Annotated in this window: 16 protein-coding genes and 1 pseudogene; 7 read left to right on the forward strand and 10 right to left on the reverse strand. The window is 65.6% G+C overall.

The window, feature by feature from the left end:
* Positions 1–108: 108 nt before the first annotated feature.
* The 3 genes from ACIBJI_RS08990 (at position 109) to ACIBJI_RS09000 (ending at position 2831) form a co-directional block, all read left to right on the forward strand.
* A complete protein-coding gene (locus ACIBJI_RS08990; protein WP_364342661.1) occupies positions 109–1227 on the forward strand; it encodes an acyl-CoA dehydrogenase family protein in 1119 nt (372 codons plus the stop codon).
* A gap of 15 nt (positions 1228–1242) precedes the next feature.
* Positions 1243–2013 carry an SDR family NAD(P)-dependent oxidoreductase gene (locus ACIBJI_RS08995; protein ID WP_364342664.1) on the forward strand — a complete coding sequence of 257 codons (771 nt, stop codon included), beginning with the start codon at positions 1243–1245 and terminating at the stop codon, positions 2011–2013.
* 68 nt (positions 2014–2081) lie between these two features.
* A complete protein-coding gene (locus ACIBJI_RS09000; RefSeq protein ID WP_364342667.1) occupies positions 2082–2831 on the forward strand; it encodes a glucose 1-dehydrogenase in 750 nt (249 codons plus the stop codon).
* Positions 2832–3065: 234 nt separating this feature from the next.
* On the opposite strand, the gene ACIBJI_RS09005 is transcribed toward ACIBJI_RS09000, so the two are convergent.
* Positions 3066–3809 carry a hypothetical protein gene (locus ACIBJI_RS09005; RefSeq protein WP_364342670.1) on the reverse strand — a complete coding sequence of 248 codons (744 nt, stop codon included), beginning with the start codon at positions 3807–3809 and terminating at the stop codon, positions 3066–3068.
* A gap of 229 nt (positions 3810–4038) precedes the next feature.
* On the opposite strand from ACIBJI_RS09005, the gene hsaA reads away from it, so the two are divergent.
* Positions 4039–5205 carry a 3-hydroxy-9,10-secoandrosta-1,3,5(10)-triene-9,17-dione monooxygenase oxygenase subunit gene (gene hsaA / locus ACIBJI_RS09010; RefSeq protein WP_364343087.1) on the forward strand — a complete coding sequence of 389 codons (1167 nt, stop codon included), beginning with the start codon at positions 4039–4041 and terminating at the stop codon, positions 5203–5205.
* Positions 5206–5280: 75 nt separating this feature from the next.
* On the opposite strand, the gene ACIBJI_RS09015 is transcribed toward hsaA, so the two are convergent.
* The 4 genes from ACIBJI_RS09015 to ACIBJI_RS09030 form a co-directional block, all read right to left on the reverse strand.
* Positions 5281–5829: a flavin reductase family protein gene (locus tag ACIBJI_RS09015; protein ID WP_364342673.1), complete on the reverse strand. Its 549-nt coding sequence runs from the start codon at positions 5827–5829 to the stop codon at positions 5281–5283.
* A 26-nt stretch (positions 5830–5855) separates the two neighbouring features.
* Positions 5856–7037 carry a hydroxylase gene (locus tag ACIBJI_RS09020; protein WP_364342676.1) on the reverse strand — a complete coding sequence of 394 codons (1182 nt, stop codon included), beginning with the start codon at positions 7035–7037 and terminating at the stop codon, positions 5856–5858.
* Between the two features lie 164 nt (positions 7038–7201).
* Positions 7202–8047: an alpha/beta fold hydrolase gene (locus ACIBJI_RS09025; protein ID WP_364342679.1), complete on the reverse strand. Its 846-nt coding sequence runs from the start codon at positions 8045–8047 to the stop codon at positions 7202–7204.
* Complete coding sequence (locus tag ACIBJI_RS09030) at positions 8044–9045, reverse strand: VOC family protein (RefSeq protein WP_364342682.1); 1002 nt, start codon at positions 9043–9045, stop codon at positions 8044–8046. Before ACIBJI_RS09030 ends, ACIBJI_RS09025 begins: the two co-directional genes overlap by 4 nt.
* A 250-nt stretch (positions 9046–9295) precedes the next feature.
* Between ACIBJI_RS09030 and ACIBJI_RS09035 the strand changes: the two genes are divergently transcribed.
* The gene (locus tag ACIBJI_RS09035; RefSeq protein WP_397083594.1) at positions 9296–10897 is read left to right on the forward strand and encodes an FAD-dependent oxidoreductase; all 1602 of its coding nucleotides are present in this window, start codon (positions 9296–9298) and stop codon (positions 10895–10897) included.
* Between the two features lie 257 nt (positions 10898–11154).
* Positions 11155–12048: an IclR family transcriptional regulator gene (locus ACIBJI_RS09040; protein ID WP_397083596.1), complete on the forward strand. Its 894-nt coding sequence runs from the start codon at positions 11155–11157 to the stop codon at positions 12046–12048.
* A 49-nt stretch (positions 12049–12097) separates the two neighbouring features.
* On the opposite strand, the gene ACIBJI_RS09045 is transcribed toward ACIBJI_RS09040, so the two are convergent.
* The 4 genes from ACIBJI_RS09045 to ACIBJI_RS09060 all read right to left on the reverse strand — a co-directional run bounded on the left by ACIBJI_RS09045 (position 12098) and on the right by ACIBJI_RS09060 (position 16497).
* Positions 12098–12604 carry a DoxX family protein gene (locus ACIBJI_RS09045; RefSeq protein WP_364342692.1) on the reverse strand — a complete coding sequence of 169 codons (507 nt, stop codon included), beginning with the start codon at positions 12602–12604 and terminating at the stop codon, positions 12098–12100.
* Positions 12605–12636: 32 nt separating this feature from the next.
* Positions 12637–12900 (reverse strand): hypothetical protein, encoded by a 264-nt coding sequence (locus ACIBJI_RS09050; protein ID WP_396958144.1) that lies wholly within the window; start codon positions 12898–12900, stop codon positions 12637–12639.
* Between the two features lie 154 nt (positions 12901–13054).
* The gene (locus tag ACIBJI_RS09055; RefSeq protein ID WP_397083598.1) at positions 13055–14740 is read right to left on the reverse strand and encodes a hypothetical protein; all 1686 of its coding nucleotides are present in this window, start codon (positions 14738–14740) and stop codon (positions 13055–13057) included.
* A 5-nt stretch (positions 14741–14745) separates the two neighbouring features.
* The gene (locus ACIBJI_RS09060) at positions 14746–16497 is read right to left on the reverse strand and encodes a protein kinase (protein ID WP_397083600.1); all 1752 of its coding nucleotides are present in this window, start codon (positions 16495–16497) and stop codon (positions 14746–14748) included.
* A 317-nt stretch (positions 16498–16814) separates the two neighbouring features.
* Here ACIBJI_RS09060 and mftA point away from each other — a divergent pair.
* Positions 16815–16886: pseudogene (gene mftA, locus ACIBJI_RS09065) on the forward strand (mycofactocin precursor MftA); the annotation flags it as partial.
* Here the strand turns inward: mftA and ACIBJI_RS09070 are convergent.
* Positions 16880–18265, reverse strand: coding sequence for an amidohydrolase family protein (locus tag ACIBJI_RS09070; RefSeq protein WP_397083602.1), 1386 nt, complete (start codon positions 18263–18265; stop codon positions 16880–16882). The pseudogene mftA and the gene ACIBJI_RS09070 overlap by 7 nt on opposite strands.
* Positions 18266–18284 lie beyond the last annotated feature (19 nt).

Below are 18284 nucleotides of genomic sequence, written 5' to 3' on the forward strand. Positions count from 1 at the left end.
GCGCCGCCTGAAAGATCCGAGGCGAAAAGCGTGGTGAATCTCGACTCGAGATGTAAAAAAGGATACCTTCGCAATGACGTTTATGTCTTCGGCATCGGGTGGTGACTGATGAACTTCGAGCTCAGCGACGAGCAGACGATGTTGTGCGCTGCCTCGCGCGACCTACTGTCGGACCGGGCGCCGATCGAGACGTTACGGAACTGGATGGAACGCGACGAAGACGTCGACCCGCAGCTGTGGCGGCTCACCGCCGAGCTCGGTTGGCCCGGCCTGGCTCTACCCGAGGAGTACGGCGGTGCTGGCCAGGGCCTGGTCGAGCTGACACTCGTCGCCGAGGAGATCGGGCGCGGGCTCGGGCGCGGCCCGTTCATATCGACCGCCGTCGTCGGTGCCGCGATCGCCGCCGCGGGTTCACCCGCATTGCGAGCCGAGGCGCTGCCCGCGCTTGCCGAGGGATCCGGTTGGGCCACTTGGGCTTTCGCGGAACCTCGGGCACCGTGGACTCTGGACGGGGTACACGCCGAAGCCCGGGGCGACGGGGATGGGTTCATTCTCGACGGAGTCAAGACCGCGGTGCAGGATGCGGGCGGCGCCCGCTGGCTGCTGGTCACCGCGCGGCACGAGGGCCTCCCGACATCATTCCTCGTCGACCGGGACAGTCCCGGGGTCACCCTGCGGCGCCAGCAGGTGCTGGATCTGACGCGCGCGTTCTACGAAGTCCGGCTCGAGCAGGTGCGCGTTCCGGCCGAGCGTCGCCTCGAGGTCGGGCCCACCGAGGTGCAATGGCTGCTCGACTACGCCTCGGTACTGCGATGCGCCGATGCCCTCGGGGCGATGGCGCGCATGCTGGAACTCACCGTCGAATATACCGAGGCCCGCGTGCAATTCGGGCGTCCGATCGGCACCTTCCAGGCCGTCAAGCACGCGTGCGCCGATATGGCGATGTTCGTGCACGGCGCTCGCGCGGCCACCTACTACGCGGCGATGGCCGCCGAAGCCGATGACGCCGTGCGCGCGGCATGTGTAGCCGCCTCCTATACCTCCTCCGCTGCCGGGGAGGTCACGGCCCGCGCCCTGCAATTACACGGTGGCATCGGGTTCACCTGGGAGCACGACCTGCATCTCTACCTGCGTCGAGCCGAGACCGACGCCGTCCTCTACGGCGGCGTCACCGTCCATCGGGACCGGCTGTGCACTCTGCTGCAAGAGTCGCCCGCATCCGTCTGAGCGAGAAGGAATTCCATGGAAATCAAGGGCAAGAAGGTCGTCGTATTCGGCGGCGCCTCCGGCATGGGCCGGGCCAGTGCCGAACTGCTTGCGGCGCGCGGCGCCGATGTCGCGGTGCTCGACCGTCCCGGTACGGCGGGCGCCGAGGTCGCCGCCGCACTCGGCGCCAGCTTCCACCCCGTCGACATCACCGACTTCGCAGCGACCGAGCAGGCACTCGCCGATGCGGTGGATTCCCTTGGCGGACTGCATGTCTCGATCACCACGGCGGGCGGCGGCAAGGCCAAGCGCACGCTCGGCAAGGAAGGTCCGCACGACCTCGAGACCTTCCGTCAGGTGCTCGACCTCAACGCCGTCGCGACCTTCAACATCAGTAGGCTCGCCGCAGTGCATATGAGCCGCAACGAACCGGAGGATCCCGAGGAGACCGGCGAACGCGGCGTCATCATCAATACTTCGTCGATCGCGGCCTTCGAAGGCCAGATCGGTCAGGTCGCCTATGGCGCCGCCAAGGCCGCCATCGCGGGTATGTGTCTCACCATGGCCCGTGATCTCGGCTCCCTCGGCATTCGGGTGCTCGCCATCGCGCCCAGCCTGTTCGACACCGGTATAACCGTCAAAATCCCGGACGAGATGCGGACGCAATTGGTCAAGGACGCCGCCTTCCCCAAGCGGCTCGGCCGTCCGGAGGAGTACGCCAAACTCGCCCTCGCCATCATCGACAACCCCATGCTCAACGGCCAGTGCCTGCGCTTGGACGCGGGCCAGCGCTTCGCCCCGAAGTGATCGCGGTTCCGAACGCGAAAGTTCAAGTCGGGCATCGCATTACGGTGCCCTGTTCGAAGGAGGACGCGATGTCCGACCACGAAGGCAAGATCGCGGTCATCACCGGAGGTGGCCGCGGCTTCGGTAAGGCATTCGGCACCGCATTGTCGGAACTGGGCGCGCACGTCGTGCTCGCCGATATCGACGGCGAGGTCGCCGGATCCGCAGCCGCGGAACTGATCGCGCAGGGCCGCAATGCGACCGGCGTGGCCTGCGATGTCGCCGACGAAGACGGCGTCGCCGCGATGATCGACGCGGTCGCCGAACGCCACGGCGGTATCGACATCCTGGTCAACAATGCGGGCCTGCACGCCGCATACAACAGACCGTTCACCGAACTCGGCCTGGCCAAGGTCCGGCGGGTATTCGATGTCAATGTTATGGGCGTGGTCAACTGCACCCTGGCGGCGCACAAGGCGATGACCGGGCGCGAGGGGGCATCGATCGTCAATATCTCGTCGTCTGCGGCCTACGCCAACCGAACCGTCTACGGCGTCTCCAAACTCGCCGTGCGCGGCCTGACCATGTCCTTCGCCCGCGAATTCGCCCCCGACGGCATTCGCGTCAACGCGATCGCACCGGGCCTGATCTTCACCGAGACCATTCGCGCCGAACTCGCTCGCGACGAGGCCGAGCGCGTCATGGGTCAGCAGATTCTGCAGCGCGAGGGCGAGGAGCGCGACATCGTCGAGGCACTGCTCTATCTGGTCTCGTCGAAGGCGTCCTTCGTCACGGGCGAAACGCTCCGCGTAACAGGCGGTTTCGCACTCTCCGTCTAGCCGAATTACGCTGCGCAGCAACGACTGTGGCAGGGTCTCGCAATGAGAATTGCGAGACCCGGCGCAGTTTCGGGTCAGCGCCCCGCCCAACGCTCGTCGACGAATCGGCGGATTTCCCCGGCCCTCTCCCGGTCCTCCGGTGCTGTCCCGAGGAACATGCCGTGCCCCGCGGCTTCGAAGACGTGCCCTGCCGGTTTCGTGCCACCCGCACGAAACCGGCAGCCTGCACCAGAGTTATGCGGTCGCAGGCTCCGCCTCGACGGTGTCCTTTTCGGCGAGTTCGGCTTCCTCGCCCTTGATCGCCTTCAGCAGTACCAGCGGCGTGGCGACCTTCCACACGAGGTAGGCGAGCGCCGGAATACCCTGGGCCAGAATGCCATTCCACGCGAACGGGCCGGTCTTGTTGAGGAATACGAAGGCGCCCGAGATGAGCAGTACACCCAGGAGCATGCTCAGGTGCGCGTACCAGCGCGGGAAAATCGGCTTGGCGCGCTGGTCGAAGTAGGAAGCGAATCCGATCGACCAGACCTGCAGGACGAAGATACAGGCATTGCCCACATACATCAGCCAGAAAATGTCGGTCATCGCGGACAGCACATCGGGGGAATGGCTTTCGGGCCGGTATGCGGCCGCGGCCAGAATCGCCAAGGGGTAGAAGAAACCGGTCGGCGCGACCACACCGGTGGTCAGCTGGACCATCGATAGCCAGCCCCAGCCGCCTTCGACCCGCTTCATCTGCATGCTGGTCACGACCACGTACGGATATTCGAATGGCACCGTCAGCACCATGATGGCCACACACAGCAGAATTCCGTGCTGGTTTTCCACGAGGAAGTCGACGATCTCGCCCTGGCTCATCGTCGGACTCATGGGTGATAGCAAATGGCCGACCCCGTAGGCGGTCAGCATGAGTACGAGAACCAGGAATCCGCTCCACGCCGACCAGCGTTGCAATCTGAAATAGACCGACTTTTTCATCTACGGATCTCCTTCGATCTGTTCACTCGTCGCGAGCAATTCCGTCCAGAGGACGAAAGCTCCACCAGTGTGATGACCCGCACATTCGACTGGCGGCGAACTTCCGCAGAGCGGGACGGCCGAACCGCCGCCGCGGCGGCCACGGCGGGTAATCCCGTTGAGCGGCAGCCGCGTGCGAATCCGAGGTGTGCGGCTGGAGTACGCGGTGCTCGAGGCGCAGGATTACCGCATGGACAACGATGTAGCCGAGGCGGTACACGGGCTGCTGCCGGAACTGGCCGAACGCGCGGCCCAGGTCGACGTGACCGGCGAAATTCCGGAACAGACGATGAGGGACCTGATCGCCACCGGGGTCTTTCGGCTGCTGCAACCGAAATGGACCGGCGGCCTGGAGGCCGATCCGAATCAGTTCTACGACGTGGTCCGAATGATCGCGGGCACCTGCGGCTCCACCGGGTGGGTGACCTCGGTACTCGGAGTCGTTCCGTGGCATATGGCGCTTTTCGACGAACGCGCACAACGCGAGGTGTGGTCCGATAACCCGAATGCGCTGATCTGTCCGTCCTATGCGCCGGTCGGCCGGTTGACGCCGGTCGAAGGTGGCTATGAACTCAGTGGACATTGGCGCTTCGCATCCGGCAGCGCGCATGCGTCATGGGCAGTACTCGGCGGCACTGTTTACGCGGACAACGGTGATCCGGTGGATATCGTGTCCGCGCTGGTACCGCGCGCGGACTACCGCATCGATAGGGTGTGGGACGCCGTCGGCCTGCGCGGCACGGGCAGCCATGATCTGCACATCGATCGTATTTTCGTCCCGGAATATCGAACGACGCGCAATTACGACGTCACCCATCGTCGTGGTCCCGGCCAGAAACTGAATACCGGCCCGCTGTATCGCATGCCGTTCGGCACGATGTACAGCTATTCGGTCACCGCGCCGATGATCGGCTTGGCCGAAGGCTGTCTGGAGAAATTCCTCACGCGCATGCGCAATCTCAACCGACCGAGTTTCGGCGGCGGCGGTCTCAGCACGGACCGGTCCGTGCAGATCGCCGTCGCACGTGCCGAATCCGATGTCGACGCCGCCGTCCTGCAGCTGCACCGGAACCTGCACGATCTGTACGAGCGGGCGCGCCGCCGCGAGGACATCTCGATGGAGCTACGACTGCGCGGCCGCCGGGATCAGGTATGCGGCACCGAGCGTGCGATCACCGCGATCGATCTGGTTTTCCAGGCCGCGGGCGGTATGTCACGACGTCGCGGCAATCCGATCGAAAGAGCCTGGCGGGACGCGCATACGGGCAGCATCCACGCCGGTAACGACGTCGAATCGTCACTGGCGCTGTGCGGCCGCGGCGCGTTCGGGTTGTACGTCGACGAAATGCTGGTCTGAACAGACGGCGACCCCGATGGCCTGCCCTGCCATCGGGGTCGCCGAATTGCGCACTGCCACACCGGGTTCAGGTGATTACCACCCGACGAGCCGCTCCAATACCAGCGGCGCGCTCGCGAGATAGTCGCCGTACCCGCCGCGGAAGAACAGCAGCGGAGTACGCACCGACTCCACCCGTAGTTCGTGCACCTGCCCGACGACCAGGACGTGATCACCGATCTCGACGATCTGGGCAACGGTGCAGTCCACCCACGCGACAACGCCATCCAATACCGGATTGCCCAATGCGGACGACTGCCACGGCACGCCCTCGAACCGGTCGCCGCTCCTGGACGCCATTCGCCGCGACACGTGTTCCTGGTTGCCCGCCAACGCATTTGCGCAGAACCGCCCGGTCTCGCGGATGCGTCGCAGGGTGGTGGAAGATGTGTCCACCAGGAACGACACCAGGGGCGGGTCGAGCGAGACGGAGGTGAACGTCCCGACGATGAACCCGTGCGGGCGCCGATCGTCGTCGAGTGTGGTGATCGCGACCACGCTCGTGGGGAAATGGCCGAGCACATCCCGGAAGTGGCGCGCGTTGATCGCCACGACCGTCTCCTGCATCGATCGGATCTCGTTCATGATCGGTCCTCCCTACCGCGCTCGCGTCAGACCATCACGATCATCGACGGCGGCAGCTCGAGCCCCATCTTGACCAGGGAATTCGCATGGTAGGCCGTACCGGGGACGTGGATCATGTGCTGCAGTGCCATATGCGCGTCACGCCAGTACCGCTGGATCGGGTTACTACGCCGACCGGCGTTTCCACCGGAGCGTGCGAAGATCTCGTCCAATGCCGAAACCGCCCGCCAGGCACAGCGGACCTGATTGCGCCGGATATTCGACCGATCCTCCAGCGTGACCGGCTTTCCGGCCTCCACCTGGTCGTAGAGCCGACTGACGCCTTCGATCAACTGAATCCGCGAGGCCTCGATCTCCGAAGCCGCTTCGCCCGCGGCGTAGAGCGTGTACGGATCGTCGCGCACCTGGACACCGGTCACCGCGACGCGGTCGCGCTGTTGGGCCAGGTGCACGGCCAGTCCGCCCTCGCAGATCCCGATGACCGCGGCGGTGAGCCCGAGCGGGAACATGGTGGTGAAGGGCAGCTTGTACACCGTATCGGTGAGCCCGCGCTTCTCGGCCGCCGCACCCTGCATGATCTCGTCCTGGACGATGACGTGGTAGTCGGGCAGGAACGCCCCCTCGATCACGACGTCCTTACTGCCGGTGCCGCACAGGCCGACCACGTCCCAGGAATCGTCGATGATCTTGTAGTCCGCGCGGGGAACGACCACATGCAACACGGTCGGCGGCCCGGCGGGTTTGCCGGTGCCGTCACCGAGCAGTGCGCCGAGGAAGACCCAGTCGCAGTGGTCGGTGCCCGAGGAGAACGGCCAGCGCCCGGTGAGCCGGTAACCGCCGTCGACCGGATCGGCGACGCCCATCGGCATATAGGGCGAGGCGATCCAGGTGTCCTGGTTCTCGCCCCAAACCTCTTGCGGCAGACGGGGATCCATCTGCGCCATCTCCCACGGATGAACGCCGACGACGCCGCACACCCAGCCCGCGGCGGGGTCGTGCTGGGCGACCGCCATCACGGCTTCGGCGAAGTCGCGCGGGTGCGCTTCATAACCGCCGAACTCCTTGGGCTGCAGCAGCCGGATCACCCCGGCCGAACGCAGCAGTTGGGCGGTCTTGTCGCTCAGCTTGCCGAGCTTCTCGTTCTCCTCGGCGAGTGCGGCCAGTTCCGGCCCCAGCTCCTCGACACGTTGGACTACTTCGTGTGCCACGACGCACACCTCCTACTTACTGGGAAACTACAGGTGCCGCCGCGATGGCCACCGAAAGTGCCGATCTGGCGAGGGGATTGGGTCATTGTGATTCCTTGGTCCATTCGGTCACCACGGACTTTCCGCTCACTGGAAAGACGCATGGTGCGCCGGAGTCGAGTGGACTACGTGGCGGACGGTTTGCGGGTGAGGAATTCGATCGCCACCCGCTCGAAATCGGACTTGCGCTCGATCTGCACCCAATGCCCGCAGCGGGCGAAGGTGTGCAGTTCGACATCGGGCAGCCAGCGGTTCGCGAAGTGCGCCTGGTCGTAGGGCAGCATCCGGTCGTCGCGGCCCCACAGCATCAGCGTCGGGGTCGTGATGGTGGCGGCCTTGGTCCACAGCGGCGTATACGTCTGACGCAGCTTCGGATCGAACATCGAACCGAAGATCACCTTCATCCGATCTACCACGCCCTCGGCGGTGGCATTGCGCATGCGTTCGTCGACGAGTTCGTCGGTGATCAGCGCGGGGTTGAAGACCATCGCCTTGATCCAGGCGATCATGCGGTCGCGGGTGGGATCGCCGAGGAATTCGAACAGCCGCTGAAAGCCCTCGCTGGGGTCGGTCTGGAAGATGCCGACCGAAAGTCCGCCGGAGCCCATGATGGCCATCCGGCGCACCCGTTCGGGATGCAGCGCGGCCAGTTCCGCCACTACCGCTCCGCCCATGGAGTTGCCGATGAACACCGCGGAATCGATGCCGAGGTGATCCATCAGCCGCGCGATTCGCTTCGCGGCGACCACCGGGTAGATCTCGTCGAGTTCGGGAAGCGCGCTACTGCCGAAGCCCGGCAGGTCGGGCGCGATCACCCGGAACTGCTCGCCGAAGACCGGCAGATTGTGCTGAAAGTTCGACCAGGCGCTGACGCCGGGCCCCGAACCGTGCAACAGAATCAGCGGCTCACCCTCGCCCACCTCGTGGTAGTTGACGGTGAGCCCATCGACGTCAGCGGTCCGCTGCGTCATTTCAGGCCCGCGGACGGCGAGGTGGTGAGGAATCCGGCGCCCGGGCCGACGTCGAGGACATCGCCGTACCAGGTCTGGCCGTACATCAGCTCGGGCACCTTCCACTCGAGCGCCTGCCAATCCGGATCCATGATCAAATACCCGCCGGAGTAGAGCTCGACGCGGTGACCGGAGCCGGGATCGTGGATGTAGAGGTACATGGCCTGACCGATGCCGTGCTTGCCCGGACCGTGCCCGAAGTCGATCTCGAGATCACGGATCTCGTCCGCGGCCCGCAGAATGTCGTGGTAGTTCTCGATATTGAAGGCGATGTGGTGGAACCGTGCCTTCGCGTCCTCCGCGTTCACACCGATCGCGATGTCGTGCACCTGCGGGGTCACCGACAGCCAGGAAGCCATGATGGTCTCCGGGAACTGCGGGATCATCGCGAACTCACGGCGCTTGAAGCCCAGCGCTTCGCGCAGCCACTGCTCGGACTGATTCACCGTGCTCGCGCTGGTCTGCACATTGAGATGGTCGAGGCGGCGCACGCCGAAACCGCGACGGCGCGAGCTGTTGCTCAGCAGCTTCGAGCGTAATTCCGGTGGGGCAACCGGCTTTTCGATGTCGTAGTACAGCTCGAACGGGTGCTCACTGCCCGGCACCAGGAAGCGGATCGCGGTGCCGCGGCCGAGTTCGTGCCCGGCGGGCAGTTCGATCGACTCGATCTCCTGCTGCTCGAGCTGCTTGTGGAAGAGCTCGACGTCCTGCGGGCGCTGGACCCGGAAACTGTAGGTGTTCACCGTGGCCTCGTCCTGCTGGGTCAGCACGAGCGAGTGGTGGGTGAGCTCCTGGTAGCCGCGCAGGTAGGCCACACCGTCGTCGGTCTGCGCGACGACCTCCATGCCGAGCAGGTCGCGGAAGAACCCCAGCGAACGCTCCAGGTCCGTCGTGCCGAGATTGATGCCACCGGCATGGGCGATCTGCGGGCCGGGATCGTAGTCGTGGGAAAGAGTCATGCAAGCTCTCCTTGAAATCGATTGACGGCCAGGAACGCTAATTCGTGTGGCGCGCGCCACCAGGAGAATTTCCGCCCACCGGAAGCCGCGCGGTCGCCGTGGCCGGAGCAGGCACCCCTTCCGCACAGCGGAAACCGATCCCGGCCCGATTGCCGCAGCCCCCACACTCAGGAGATCCACGCTCCGGGTGACCCAGGTCACTGGGCGGGCGATGGCAGGAGATTCGCGGTCTGGAAGCAAGGAGATACTCATGCCCGCTGACGAGGAAACCTACGACGTCGTGGTCGTCGGGTCCGGAGGAGGGCTGGTCGGCGCCTACGCCGCCGCGTCTCGTGGCCTGCGCACGCTCGTCATCGAGAAGACCGACCGCCTCGGCGGCACAACCGCCTATTCCGGTGCGGGACTGTGGTTTCCGGGCAGTGCCCCGCTGCGCCGCGCGGGCGTCGAGAACGATGTCGAAACGGTGCGCGGCTACCTCCGCGAGATCGTCGACGACCCGTCCCGCGAAGCCCTGCAAGACGCCTACCTGCGCACCGGGCCGATACTGATCGACGAACTCGAGCAGAACCCGCGGTTCGGGTCCTTCTTCTACCAGCCCGTGCCCGACTACTTCGCGGAGAAGCCGGGCGCGACGGTCGCGGGCAACACCATCTTCCCGGCCGAGATCGACGCCGCCGAACTCGGTGATCTCGCCCCGCTGATCCGCGACCTGCTGCCCATCGAGATCTGGGGCGGAGAGCCGGCACCCGTGCTCACCGGCGGCCGCGCGCTCATAGCGCGAACGCTGAAGGCGTTCCTGGAGACCGGGAACGGCTCCTACAAGCTCGAGACCGCGCTCGAGAGCCTGATCGTCGAGGGCGACCGAGTGGTCGGCGTGGAGGCGGTCAGCAAGGGCGAGCGGGTCCGGATTCGCGCTACCCGCGGCGTCATCCTCGCCGCGGGCGGATTCGAGCGCAATCGCGAGCTGCGCGAGAAGCACAAGGTCGCCCCGTACCACGGTGACTGGTCCGATGGCGCTCCTGGGAACACCGGCGACGCGCTGCAGGCTGCCGTCGCGATCGGAGCGGCCACCGAGTTGCTGGACCAAGCGTGGTACATCCCCGGTCTCGTGCAACCCGGCGGACGACCGGTCTTCCACACCGGTAGCCGCAGCGGCATCTGGGTCAACAGCGCAGGCGAGCGCTTCATGAACGAACTGCTGCCCTACGACCGGGCCGGGCGCGAGATGCTGCGTCTGCACAAGGAGACCGGCGTCGCGCACACTCCGTGCCACTGGATCTTCGATCAGCGCCACATCGACCGGGACAGCTTCGGTGGCGACCCGGCCGTGCCGCCCCGCCCGGAGTGGTTCGAATCGGGTGCGCTGCGCAAGGCCGACACCATCGAGGAGTTGGCCGATCTCATCGCCGTGCCCGCCGAGAACCTCCGTAAGTCGATCGAGGAGTTCAATTCCTATGCCGACAAGGGGGTCGACGAGAAGTTCCACCGTGGCGAGACCGCCTGGGACCAGATGACCCAGTACGTCATCGGGTTCCCCGCCGGACCCGTGATGAACTACGTGCAGCCCCTCGACAACGGCTACCCGAACCCGCTCGTGGCGCCGATCGACACTCCGCCCTACTACACCGCCACCATCGCACTCGCCGACATCGGCACCAAGGGTGGTGTGAAGACCGACGAGCACGCTCGCGTGCTGCGCGAGGACGGCGAGCCGATCGCGGGCCTGTACGCGAGCGGTAACACGATGGCCGCCATGTCCGGCCGGGTGTACCCGGGCGCCGGGACACCGGTCGGGTCGTCTCTCGTCTTCTCCTACCTCGCGGCACTCGACCTCGCGGGCGCCGCCGAATGACAGGCTCGATACCCGAGATTGCTTGAGCACGAGCAATATTCAGTAGCCTGAGGCTCGGCCGGAAGCATCCATTTCCGGCTGAGCCCAGGAGCGCCCGGCGGCGAGTAACAGCCGGGAGGCAGATCAGTATCCTCTTTGTTCCAAAAGGTTCTCTGTACCGATCTGTATAAATTTCGGCGATTTCCGCCGATCCGGCGCCTTCGCGTGTTTAGACTGGCCGCTGAAGTACGAGTCCGGCCAAGTTAGGAGGCGCTGAGATGACCTCGATGTTGAGGATCAGTGAAGCTGCCGACGCCGCAGAGCAGTCTGCGTTATCCCCCTCGCTCGTGGAACGCATGACACTGATCATGGAATCGTTCGGGGGCGCCCAGACGCGCCTCACGCTCGAGGAGGTCAGCGGCCGGACCAACATACCCCGGTCCTCGACCCACCGCATCCTGAAACATCTCGTTCAGCTGCGCTGGCTCGAGCGCGACGGCCGGGAGTACGGCCTCGGATCCCTAGCATTGGGTCTCGGCGGTCGAGAAGACGGCCACAACGCATTGCGTGCCGCGGCCTTCCCACTACTGCACGCGCTGGCGGTGCGCACCGAGATGGTCGTGCACCTGGCCGTACTGGATGGCACCGAGGTCTACTACCTGGATAAATTCGGCGGCCGGGCCGCGGTGGAGATTCCATCACGGGTCGGTGGCCGCGCCCCCGCGCACTGCACGGCCATCGGCAAAAGCATGCTCGCCTGGTTGTCACCCGAGCGGGTCGACAAACAGTTCAAGGGCGCGATCCAGCGGCGAACCGCCCGAAGCATCAGCGATATCGGCATCCTGCATCAGGAATTGAGCCGGATCCGCGGGCGCAACGGCCTGGCCTTCGAGCGCGGCGAATGTTATTCGCATATCGCCTGTGTCGGTGCGGCGGTGCGCGGTCCGGACGGGCCGATCGGCGCGATATCCATCGTCTGCGACGCCCAGGCCGCACTCGAACGACTGGCGCCGTTGGTCGCCAATACCGCGCACGCGATATCCGAGAAGTTGTTCGGCGTCACACCGCAGCCGGACCGGCCACGCCATATACCTGCCGCGCCACGGATCGCCTTGCCCAGCGAAGCGCTCGGCGAGCTGGTCGCCATGGGCGAGCGAGGCGCGTGGTTCTGAGATAGCGAACTGCCCCGCACCACGACGGTGCGGGGGTCGTCGAATTCCCTTATTCTGCTTGCGTTTTCGGCCGCCAACTCACGGCGAGCAGAATCGCCGCGCCGCCGACGCCACCGATTACCGCGACGGCCAATCCGAGACCACCGTCGAGCGTCGTATCAATGCCGAGCGCGCTATCGAGCGAGGCCGTGCCCGGCCCGATGGCCGCGATACAACCGGCTACCACAGCGAGCATCAGCACATACTCGTAGCCGTCCTTGAATACGAAGAAGCCGTTCTTCCGATGCGCGATGACCGCGGCCACCGCCATGCTGCCGACGATGAACGCCGCCGCGGGCGCGGTGAGTAGCCCGGCCGCGAAGGCGATTCCGGCCGCCAACTCCCCGGCACCGCTCAATATCGCGTGCACCCGGGGCGGCCGCAGTCCCATCGAGGCGAACCACCCCGCCGTACCGGCCACACCACCCGGGCCGAACAGGTGGTTATAGCCGTGCGCGGCCATGGTCAGCCCGACCACCAGCCGGAGTACCAGGATCGCGGCATCGATCATCGTCATGCGAAAAGAGACTCCTCATTGTCGGGATCTGGCTAAGAGGTCCACAGCCGCGCACAGGGCAGCGGAAGCAGCCCCTCGTCGAGCTCGGTATCAATGTCGACATCCACGCCCAATCCGCGCACGGCCGCAGCGAAACACTCGGCGGCCTCCCGCGCCGCGCGATACTGCAGCGTGGGGTGCCCGTGAAAATGCACTCGGATGCGGCAATCGTCACCACACGGGCGAGACCGGCGCAGCGAAATCGGGTTCCATTCGGGCTGGCATACGAGCGCCGTCGGTGAATTGTGTCGAGCCATTGTCGTGTCCTCGCCATGCAACACATCGATGTGTCCACTCCTCGCACGCGATGACCGGCGAATGAGTGACAGCCAGATTCAGTGCACTCAATATAGCCTCTGCGGCCGACCCAAGACGAACGACTGTGATCCACGCCACAAATGTTTTCCCGAGCTACTGCCGCCCGGTACCGGCTGGCAGCAACTGCGTCAGAAATGTCAGCGGCGTCCGGCGCAGCGCCGGATCGGTACCGATGAGCGCGACGACGGCGGGCTCGATGGCAGTTCCGGCATCAGCCGCCAACCGCGGCAGGCCGAGTTCAGCGCACCGCGCCAATACCGGATCCAGCACCGCGACAGCCTCTTCCAAACGGCCCGCGCTCGCCAGGCAGCACGCCAACAGCAGTCGCGCCTCCAATAGCGCCCGCGGGCGGCGCTGGTGTTCGAGGCCACGGACCAACCGCTCGGCCAGTACGGTGGCGGTCTCGATGCTTCCAGCCGAGCGATCCGCCAATAGCAGCCGGATCGCCGAATCCCACTGGATTTCCGAGGTCAGGATGGTGATCCCGTCGCCTTCGGCGCGGTAGGGCTCCAGTCGCTCGAGTGCGGCGACCTCGTCCGCGGCGATGGGCAGGCCGAGGCGGACCCGTTCGTTGACAATGCGCGCGGCCAACCGGGGCAGCGCGAGATTGTGCGCCATCTTCGCCCCCTCGGCGAGCCGCTCCCGCGCTGCCTCGAGATCGCCACGCAGTGCCGCGATTCGCGTGCCGATGCCATAGGTCGCCGACATGAATTCGACGGCACCACCTTCGGGCCCCGCCTTGACGCTCTCGTCGAGCAGCCCCTTGGCCTCGTCGATGTCGCCCCGCCAATAACACAGTGCACCGAGCAAGGCGCCCGTCATGCGCGTGATGTAGGAATAGCGGCCGGTCTCCAGTGCCAGCGCCCGAGCGGTTTCCAGATGCGCCTGCGCCGCCGCGATATCGAGTTGTTCGAAGGCAGCCACACCGGTCAGGCCGTAGCTGTGCAGCAAGCCGGTCGGTCCCTTGACCCGGGCCCGATGCGGCGCCACCCACCGCTGCCACCGGTACACCTCGTCGAAGTCGAACCGATAGAGGGCGGCGGCCGATCCAACGCCCGCCGCGATGGTCGCGATGAATGGGTTGACCTCCGTCTCGAGCCGATGCGCGACGAGCTCCGGCATTTCCGCGACTCGGTCGGAGGTGAGTCGGCACGCGGCACGCGCCAGCGCGGCCTCGACATTGAGATCGGTGATGTCGTCCATATCCGGCTGACCAGCACCCGGCACCGCGTCGGCCCGATCCAACGCCGCCTCGGCTGGCACCGGCCGCTGCAGCGAGATATTCGCCCATGCCACGAACAGTTGTAGACGCGCACTCGATACCGCGACCGCGGTCGGCAGTTTCGCGACCAGCCCGAGCAGTGTGGCCGTGCGGGCACTCTCGAGCAGTTCCGTCGCGCGATCCTCGATCAATCGCAGCGCACCCACCGAATCATGGGCGGCCAGTGCATGATCCACCGCCTCGTTCAACATCGCGTGATCGGCGAACCAGTCGGCCGCGATGCGATGCAGCCGCAGGCATCGGTCGGGATCCTGTTCGGCGAGCCTGCGACGCAGGAAGTCGCCGAACATACGGTGATAGCGGAACCACTCGAATTCGCCGCCGATATTGTCCAGGGAGTCGACATTGCGCAGGAACAGATCTCGGGCCTTGACCTGCTGCAACAGCTGCGCAGCCGCAGGGCCCGACAGTGCTTCGGCCAGTCCGGCACAGATTTTTTCGGTGATCGAGGTCGCCAGCAGAAAGTCGAGCAGCTCCGGATCCAGCGTATCGAGCACGTTTTCTACGAGGTATTCGCCGATCGCCTGATTTCGGCCCGAGAGTTGATCGATGAATCCGGCGGGGTCACGGCTACCGCGCAGCGAGGCGAGGCGAGTTGTAATGCCGCGATCCAGCCTTCGGTCGAGTCGAGCAGTTCGGCGACCTGCGATCGGTCCAGCCTCAGCCGATTGATATCGAGCAAGAACGCCGCCGACTCGGCATCGTCGAACCGCAGGTCGTCGGAATCTATTTCGACCAGTTCGTCACCGACCCGCATCCGGCTGAGCGGCAATCCCGCCCGCGTTCGGCCGGTGACGATCACCCGCAGGTGATGACATCCGTTATCCAGCAGGAATTCCATGGCGGCGCGGGTACCGGCATCGGTGACCAGGTTCCAGTCATCGATGACGACGGCGATCGGCGCACCGCTGTCGTGCACTTCATCGATGAGCGATGCCAGCACGTAGCGAGTGGCATCGCTGGAACGCTCCTCCAGCATTGTCACCAGCCCGCCGGCCAGATCCGGGCGCGCTCGGCGAATCGCCTCGACCAAGTGGGCGAGGAACCAGACGACATTGTTGTCGTCGTGGTCGATCGTCAACCAGCCGACCGACATCCCTTGTGCGGTAAGCACATCGCGCCACTGCGCGGCCAGCGTGCTCTTGCCGAAGCCCGGCGGCGCGTGGATGAGCAGTAGTCGACGATTGCCGCCCTCCTGCAGTTTGCGCAGCAGCCGCGGCCGGTCCACCAGGGGACGGGCCGAGGTTGGCGGGCGATATTTGGTGGACGGGACCGGCGGTGGCGCCGTGGTGCGCGGGCCGGTCCCACGCTGTGCGGGAACCATTATCGGACCGGACCGCGGCTGCTGCGCGTCCGCGGGCACCGCCATGGCGTCCACATCGAGCCCACTATGGCGTTGGACATCGCGCAGCAGATATCCGAATTCGACTGCCGTACGCGGTCTTCGATCCGGATCGGTGGCCATCGCCGCTTCGATCGCGGCGCGGAGTTCGGCGGGAACATCGACTTCGCCCAGGTCTGGCCCGGGAGTCGAGGTGACTCGGACGAAATGCGCGAGCACGGCCTCACCAGTGCGGCGTTCGACGGCCGCGTGCCCGGTCAGCAGGGTGAACAAAGTGGCGCCGAGGCTGTAGATGTCCGCAACCGCGCTCGGCGGCGTGCCCCGCAGCACCTCGGGTGCGGTGAATGCCGGTGTGCCGGTGATGCGTCCGTCGGAGGTTTCGAATCCACCGCCGATATGCGCGATGCCGAAGTCCGCCAGTTGCGGCTCTCCGTAGTCGGTCACCAAGATGTTCGCGGGCTTCACATCACGGTGCAATGTGCCCGCGGCATGCGCCGCGGCCAGCGCCCCGGCGATCTTCACGCCGATCGACAGCAAGTCCTGCCACGGCAGCGGGCCCGTCGCGCGCAATCGCGCATCCAGCGAACCGCGCGAATGGAACGGCATGACGATGAACGGGCGGCCGTCGGCGGTCACATCGGCCTGGTGGACCGCAACGATATTGGGGTGGCCCGAGAGTCGGCCGAGCGCGTGCTGCTCGCGGACGAAGCGCTCGCGTTCGCCGCCGGTGATCTCCGAGGTCAGCACCTTGACCGCGACGGTGCGATCGAGCGAGCGCTCCAGACACCGGTAGACGACCCCGAAACCTCCGCGACCGATCTCCTCGGCATCCTCGAATCCGGCGGCGGTCAGTTCCGCGACGATTCCGAACTGGATATCGCGCTGGGTGCGGTCGTTCTCGGAATCGGGCATGGCGAATCGGCTAATCGACCGTCGTCGATGCGTGCGAACCCCCGAAGCCGCAATGTCGGAACATACGATCACCTCTCGAGGCTGAACTGCCGACCCCGACCTGCCGATCATAGTCGTGAAAGCCGAGCTCGGGTCGGGTTGGCGAGGCTGTCTCGGGATTACGGAAAGCGGCTACCGACGCGAAGACCGGGCATACTCGAGGTCATCCCGCTCACCGGGATCCAACCGAGCCCGCTAGTGGGCATCGCTATCGTTCGATATTCGTCACAAACTGACAATATCGGTTCGAAGGGCGTGCGGAACAGGGCACTGCGCACGAGTCCGACCTGGTGAACGCTGACGGGCTGGTCGAAGAGGTCTCGATCGACGGTATGTGCGGCGTCTACTGACCCGAATACACCAGCTCACCGGCCACGATGGTCGCCGAGACGAGCTCGGCATCGATGTGGTGTGCGGCCTGCCTCGGCGGCACCGACAGCAATGTCAAGTCAGCGACCGCGCCTGGTGTGATCCGGCGCGGTGTCGCCGGGGTGTCGGATGCGCCGAAGAACAGTGACAGCGCTGCGAGGAGCGACACTCCTTCCGCGGCATGGAATTCCGGCGGGCGATGTACCGCGGCACGCAGTACCGACCACGGATCGGGCGCGCCGAATGGCGCATCGGATCCGGCTGCGACCCCTACCCCGGCATCGAGCAGCGAACGCAGACGCCAGAGATCCGGCAGATCCTCGGCGGGCACCTCGGCGTGGTACTGCTCGGCTCGTTCGACCACGAAATGCGGTTGGGTGACGACCGAAATATGCTGTCCGCGTAGCCAATCCAGTGATTCGTACGGGATCACCGCGCCGTGTTCGATCCGGTCCCCCGCGCGCACACCGGCCGAATCCAGTGCGGCCATGGTCAAGATGAACTGCACCCGCGTGACGCAGTGCACCGCGACTGACCGGCCTGCCGCATGAATCACGCGCAGCCGGTCGGCGAATTCATCGAAGGCAGGCAGATCGAAATCATCGAGCACGATCTTGGTTGGGCCCAACGTGAAACGTGCGCCGTCGGGCTCGTACACTTCGGGAGGAGCCATGCAGTGCACGCGCTGGACAATCCGCCCGGCGTCGACCGTCTCGGCCAATTGGTCGATATCGGCCTGTGCGAGTCCCGGGGTCGCGTCGGTGAATCCGGTGATGCCCATTGCCGCCGCAGCCACGCTGACGGCGGCCAGATCCGTTGTGCGCGAGTCGATTCGTTCCCCTAGCCAGGAGTCCAGTCGGCGCAATCGCCCGGTCGGCCGACCGGTCTCGTCGCGTTCCACACCCGGTGCATCATTACTGTCCAGGTCGACCAGGTCGCACGCCATCGAGTTGAGCTGCCACAGCACACCCGTGCGGTGCTGTACGCGCACAGGACGGTGCGGGACTATCCGGTCGAGCGCCGCGCGATCGAGGGGTCCGGCTACCGACTCGTGGTAGCCGGTGCCACGAATCCACTTGCCCGGCTTCAGCTTTCGATCAATCTCCCGTAGTCGCGCCGCAAGCTCCGTTGCGGTGCGCACCTGCGGTGGGCCCAGCGGAACGGATTCGTAGGTCGCCGCGAGTGAACGCAGGTGAATGTGGTGGTCGTGCAGTCCGGGCAACAACCAGCCACCGGCTGCGTTGATCTCGTCCTCACCTGGCAGGCGAACCAATCCGGTTGCGCATTCGACGATGACACCGCCGCGAGTGCGCACGTCCATCCGACCGGAACCGAATACCTCGGCGTCACGAATCAGCATGGGGAACAATATATTTCGT

Origin of the sequence: Nocardia sp. NPDC050408, from assembly GCF_044458905.1 — a bacterium.
Taxonomy (GTDB): Bacteria; Actinomycetota; Actinomycetes; order Mycobacteriales; family Mycobacteriaceae; genus Nocardia.

What these genes read in the sequence shown, in the direction of transcription:
- ACIBJI_RS09015 (WP_364342673.1), bottom strand. Translation starts at nt 5,829, where the DNA reads ATGAACGAGATCCGATCGATGCAGGAGACGGTCGTGGCGATCAACGCG.
- ACIBJI_RS09005 (WP_364342670.1), bottom strand. Translation starts at nt 3,809, where the DNA reads ATGAAAAAGTCGGTCTATTTCAGATTGCAACGCTGGTCGGCGTGGAGC.
- ACIBJI_RS09070 (WP_397083602.1), bottom strand. Translation starts at nt 18,265, where the DNA reads ATGCTGATTCGTGACGCCGAGGTATTCGGTTCCGGTCGGATGGACGTG.
- ACIBJI_RS09000 (WP_364342667.1), top strand. Translation starts at nt 2,082, where the DNA reads ATGTCCGACCACGAAGGCAAGATCGCGGTCATCACCGGAGGTGGCCGC.
- ACIBJI_RS09050 (WP_396958144.1), bottom strand. Translation starts at nt 12,900, where the DNA reads ATGGCTCGACACAATTCACCGACGGCGCTCGTATGCCAGCCCGAATGG.
- ACIBJI_RS08995 (WP_364342664.1), top strand. Translation starts at nt 1,243, where the DNA reads ATGGAAATCAAGGGCAAGAAGGTCGTCGTATTCGGCGGCGCCTCCGGC.
- ACIBJI_RS09060 (WP_397083600.1), bottom strand. Translation starts at nt 16,497, where the DNA reads ATGCCCGATTCCGAGAACGACCGCACCCAGCGCGATATCCAGTTCGGA.
- ACIBJI_RS09045 (WP_364342692.1), bottom strand. Translation starts at nt 12,604, where the DNA reads ATGACGATGATCGATGCCGCGATCCTGGTACTCCGGCTGGTGGTCGGG.
- ACIBJI_RS08990 (WP_364342661.1), top strand. Translation starts at nt 109, where the DNA reads ATGAACTTCGAGCTCAGCGACGAGCAGACGATGTTGTGCGCTGCCTCG.
- ACIBJI_RS09025 (WP_364342679.1), bottom strand. Translation starts at nt 8,047, where the DNA reads ATGACGCAGCGGACCGCTGACGTCGATGGGCTCACCGTCAACTACCAC.
- ACIBJI_RS09035 (WP_397083594.1), top strand. Translation starts at nt 9,296, where the DNA reads ATGCCCGCTGACGAGGAAACCTACGACGTCGTGGTCGTCGGGTCCGGA.
- ACIBJI_RS09040 (WP_397083596.1), top strand. Translation starts at nt 11,155, where the DNA reads ATGACCTCGATGTTGAGGATCAGTGAAGCTGCCGACGCCGCAGAGCAG.
- hsaA (WP_364343087.1), top strand. Translation starts at nt 4,039, where the DNA reads ATGGACAACGATGTAGCCGAGGCGGTACACGGGCTGCTGCCGGAACTG.
- ACIBJI_RS09030 (WP_364342682.1), bottom strand. Translation starts at nt 9,045, where the DNA reads ATGACTCTTTCCCACGACTACGATCCCGGCCCGCAGATCGCCCATGCC.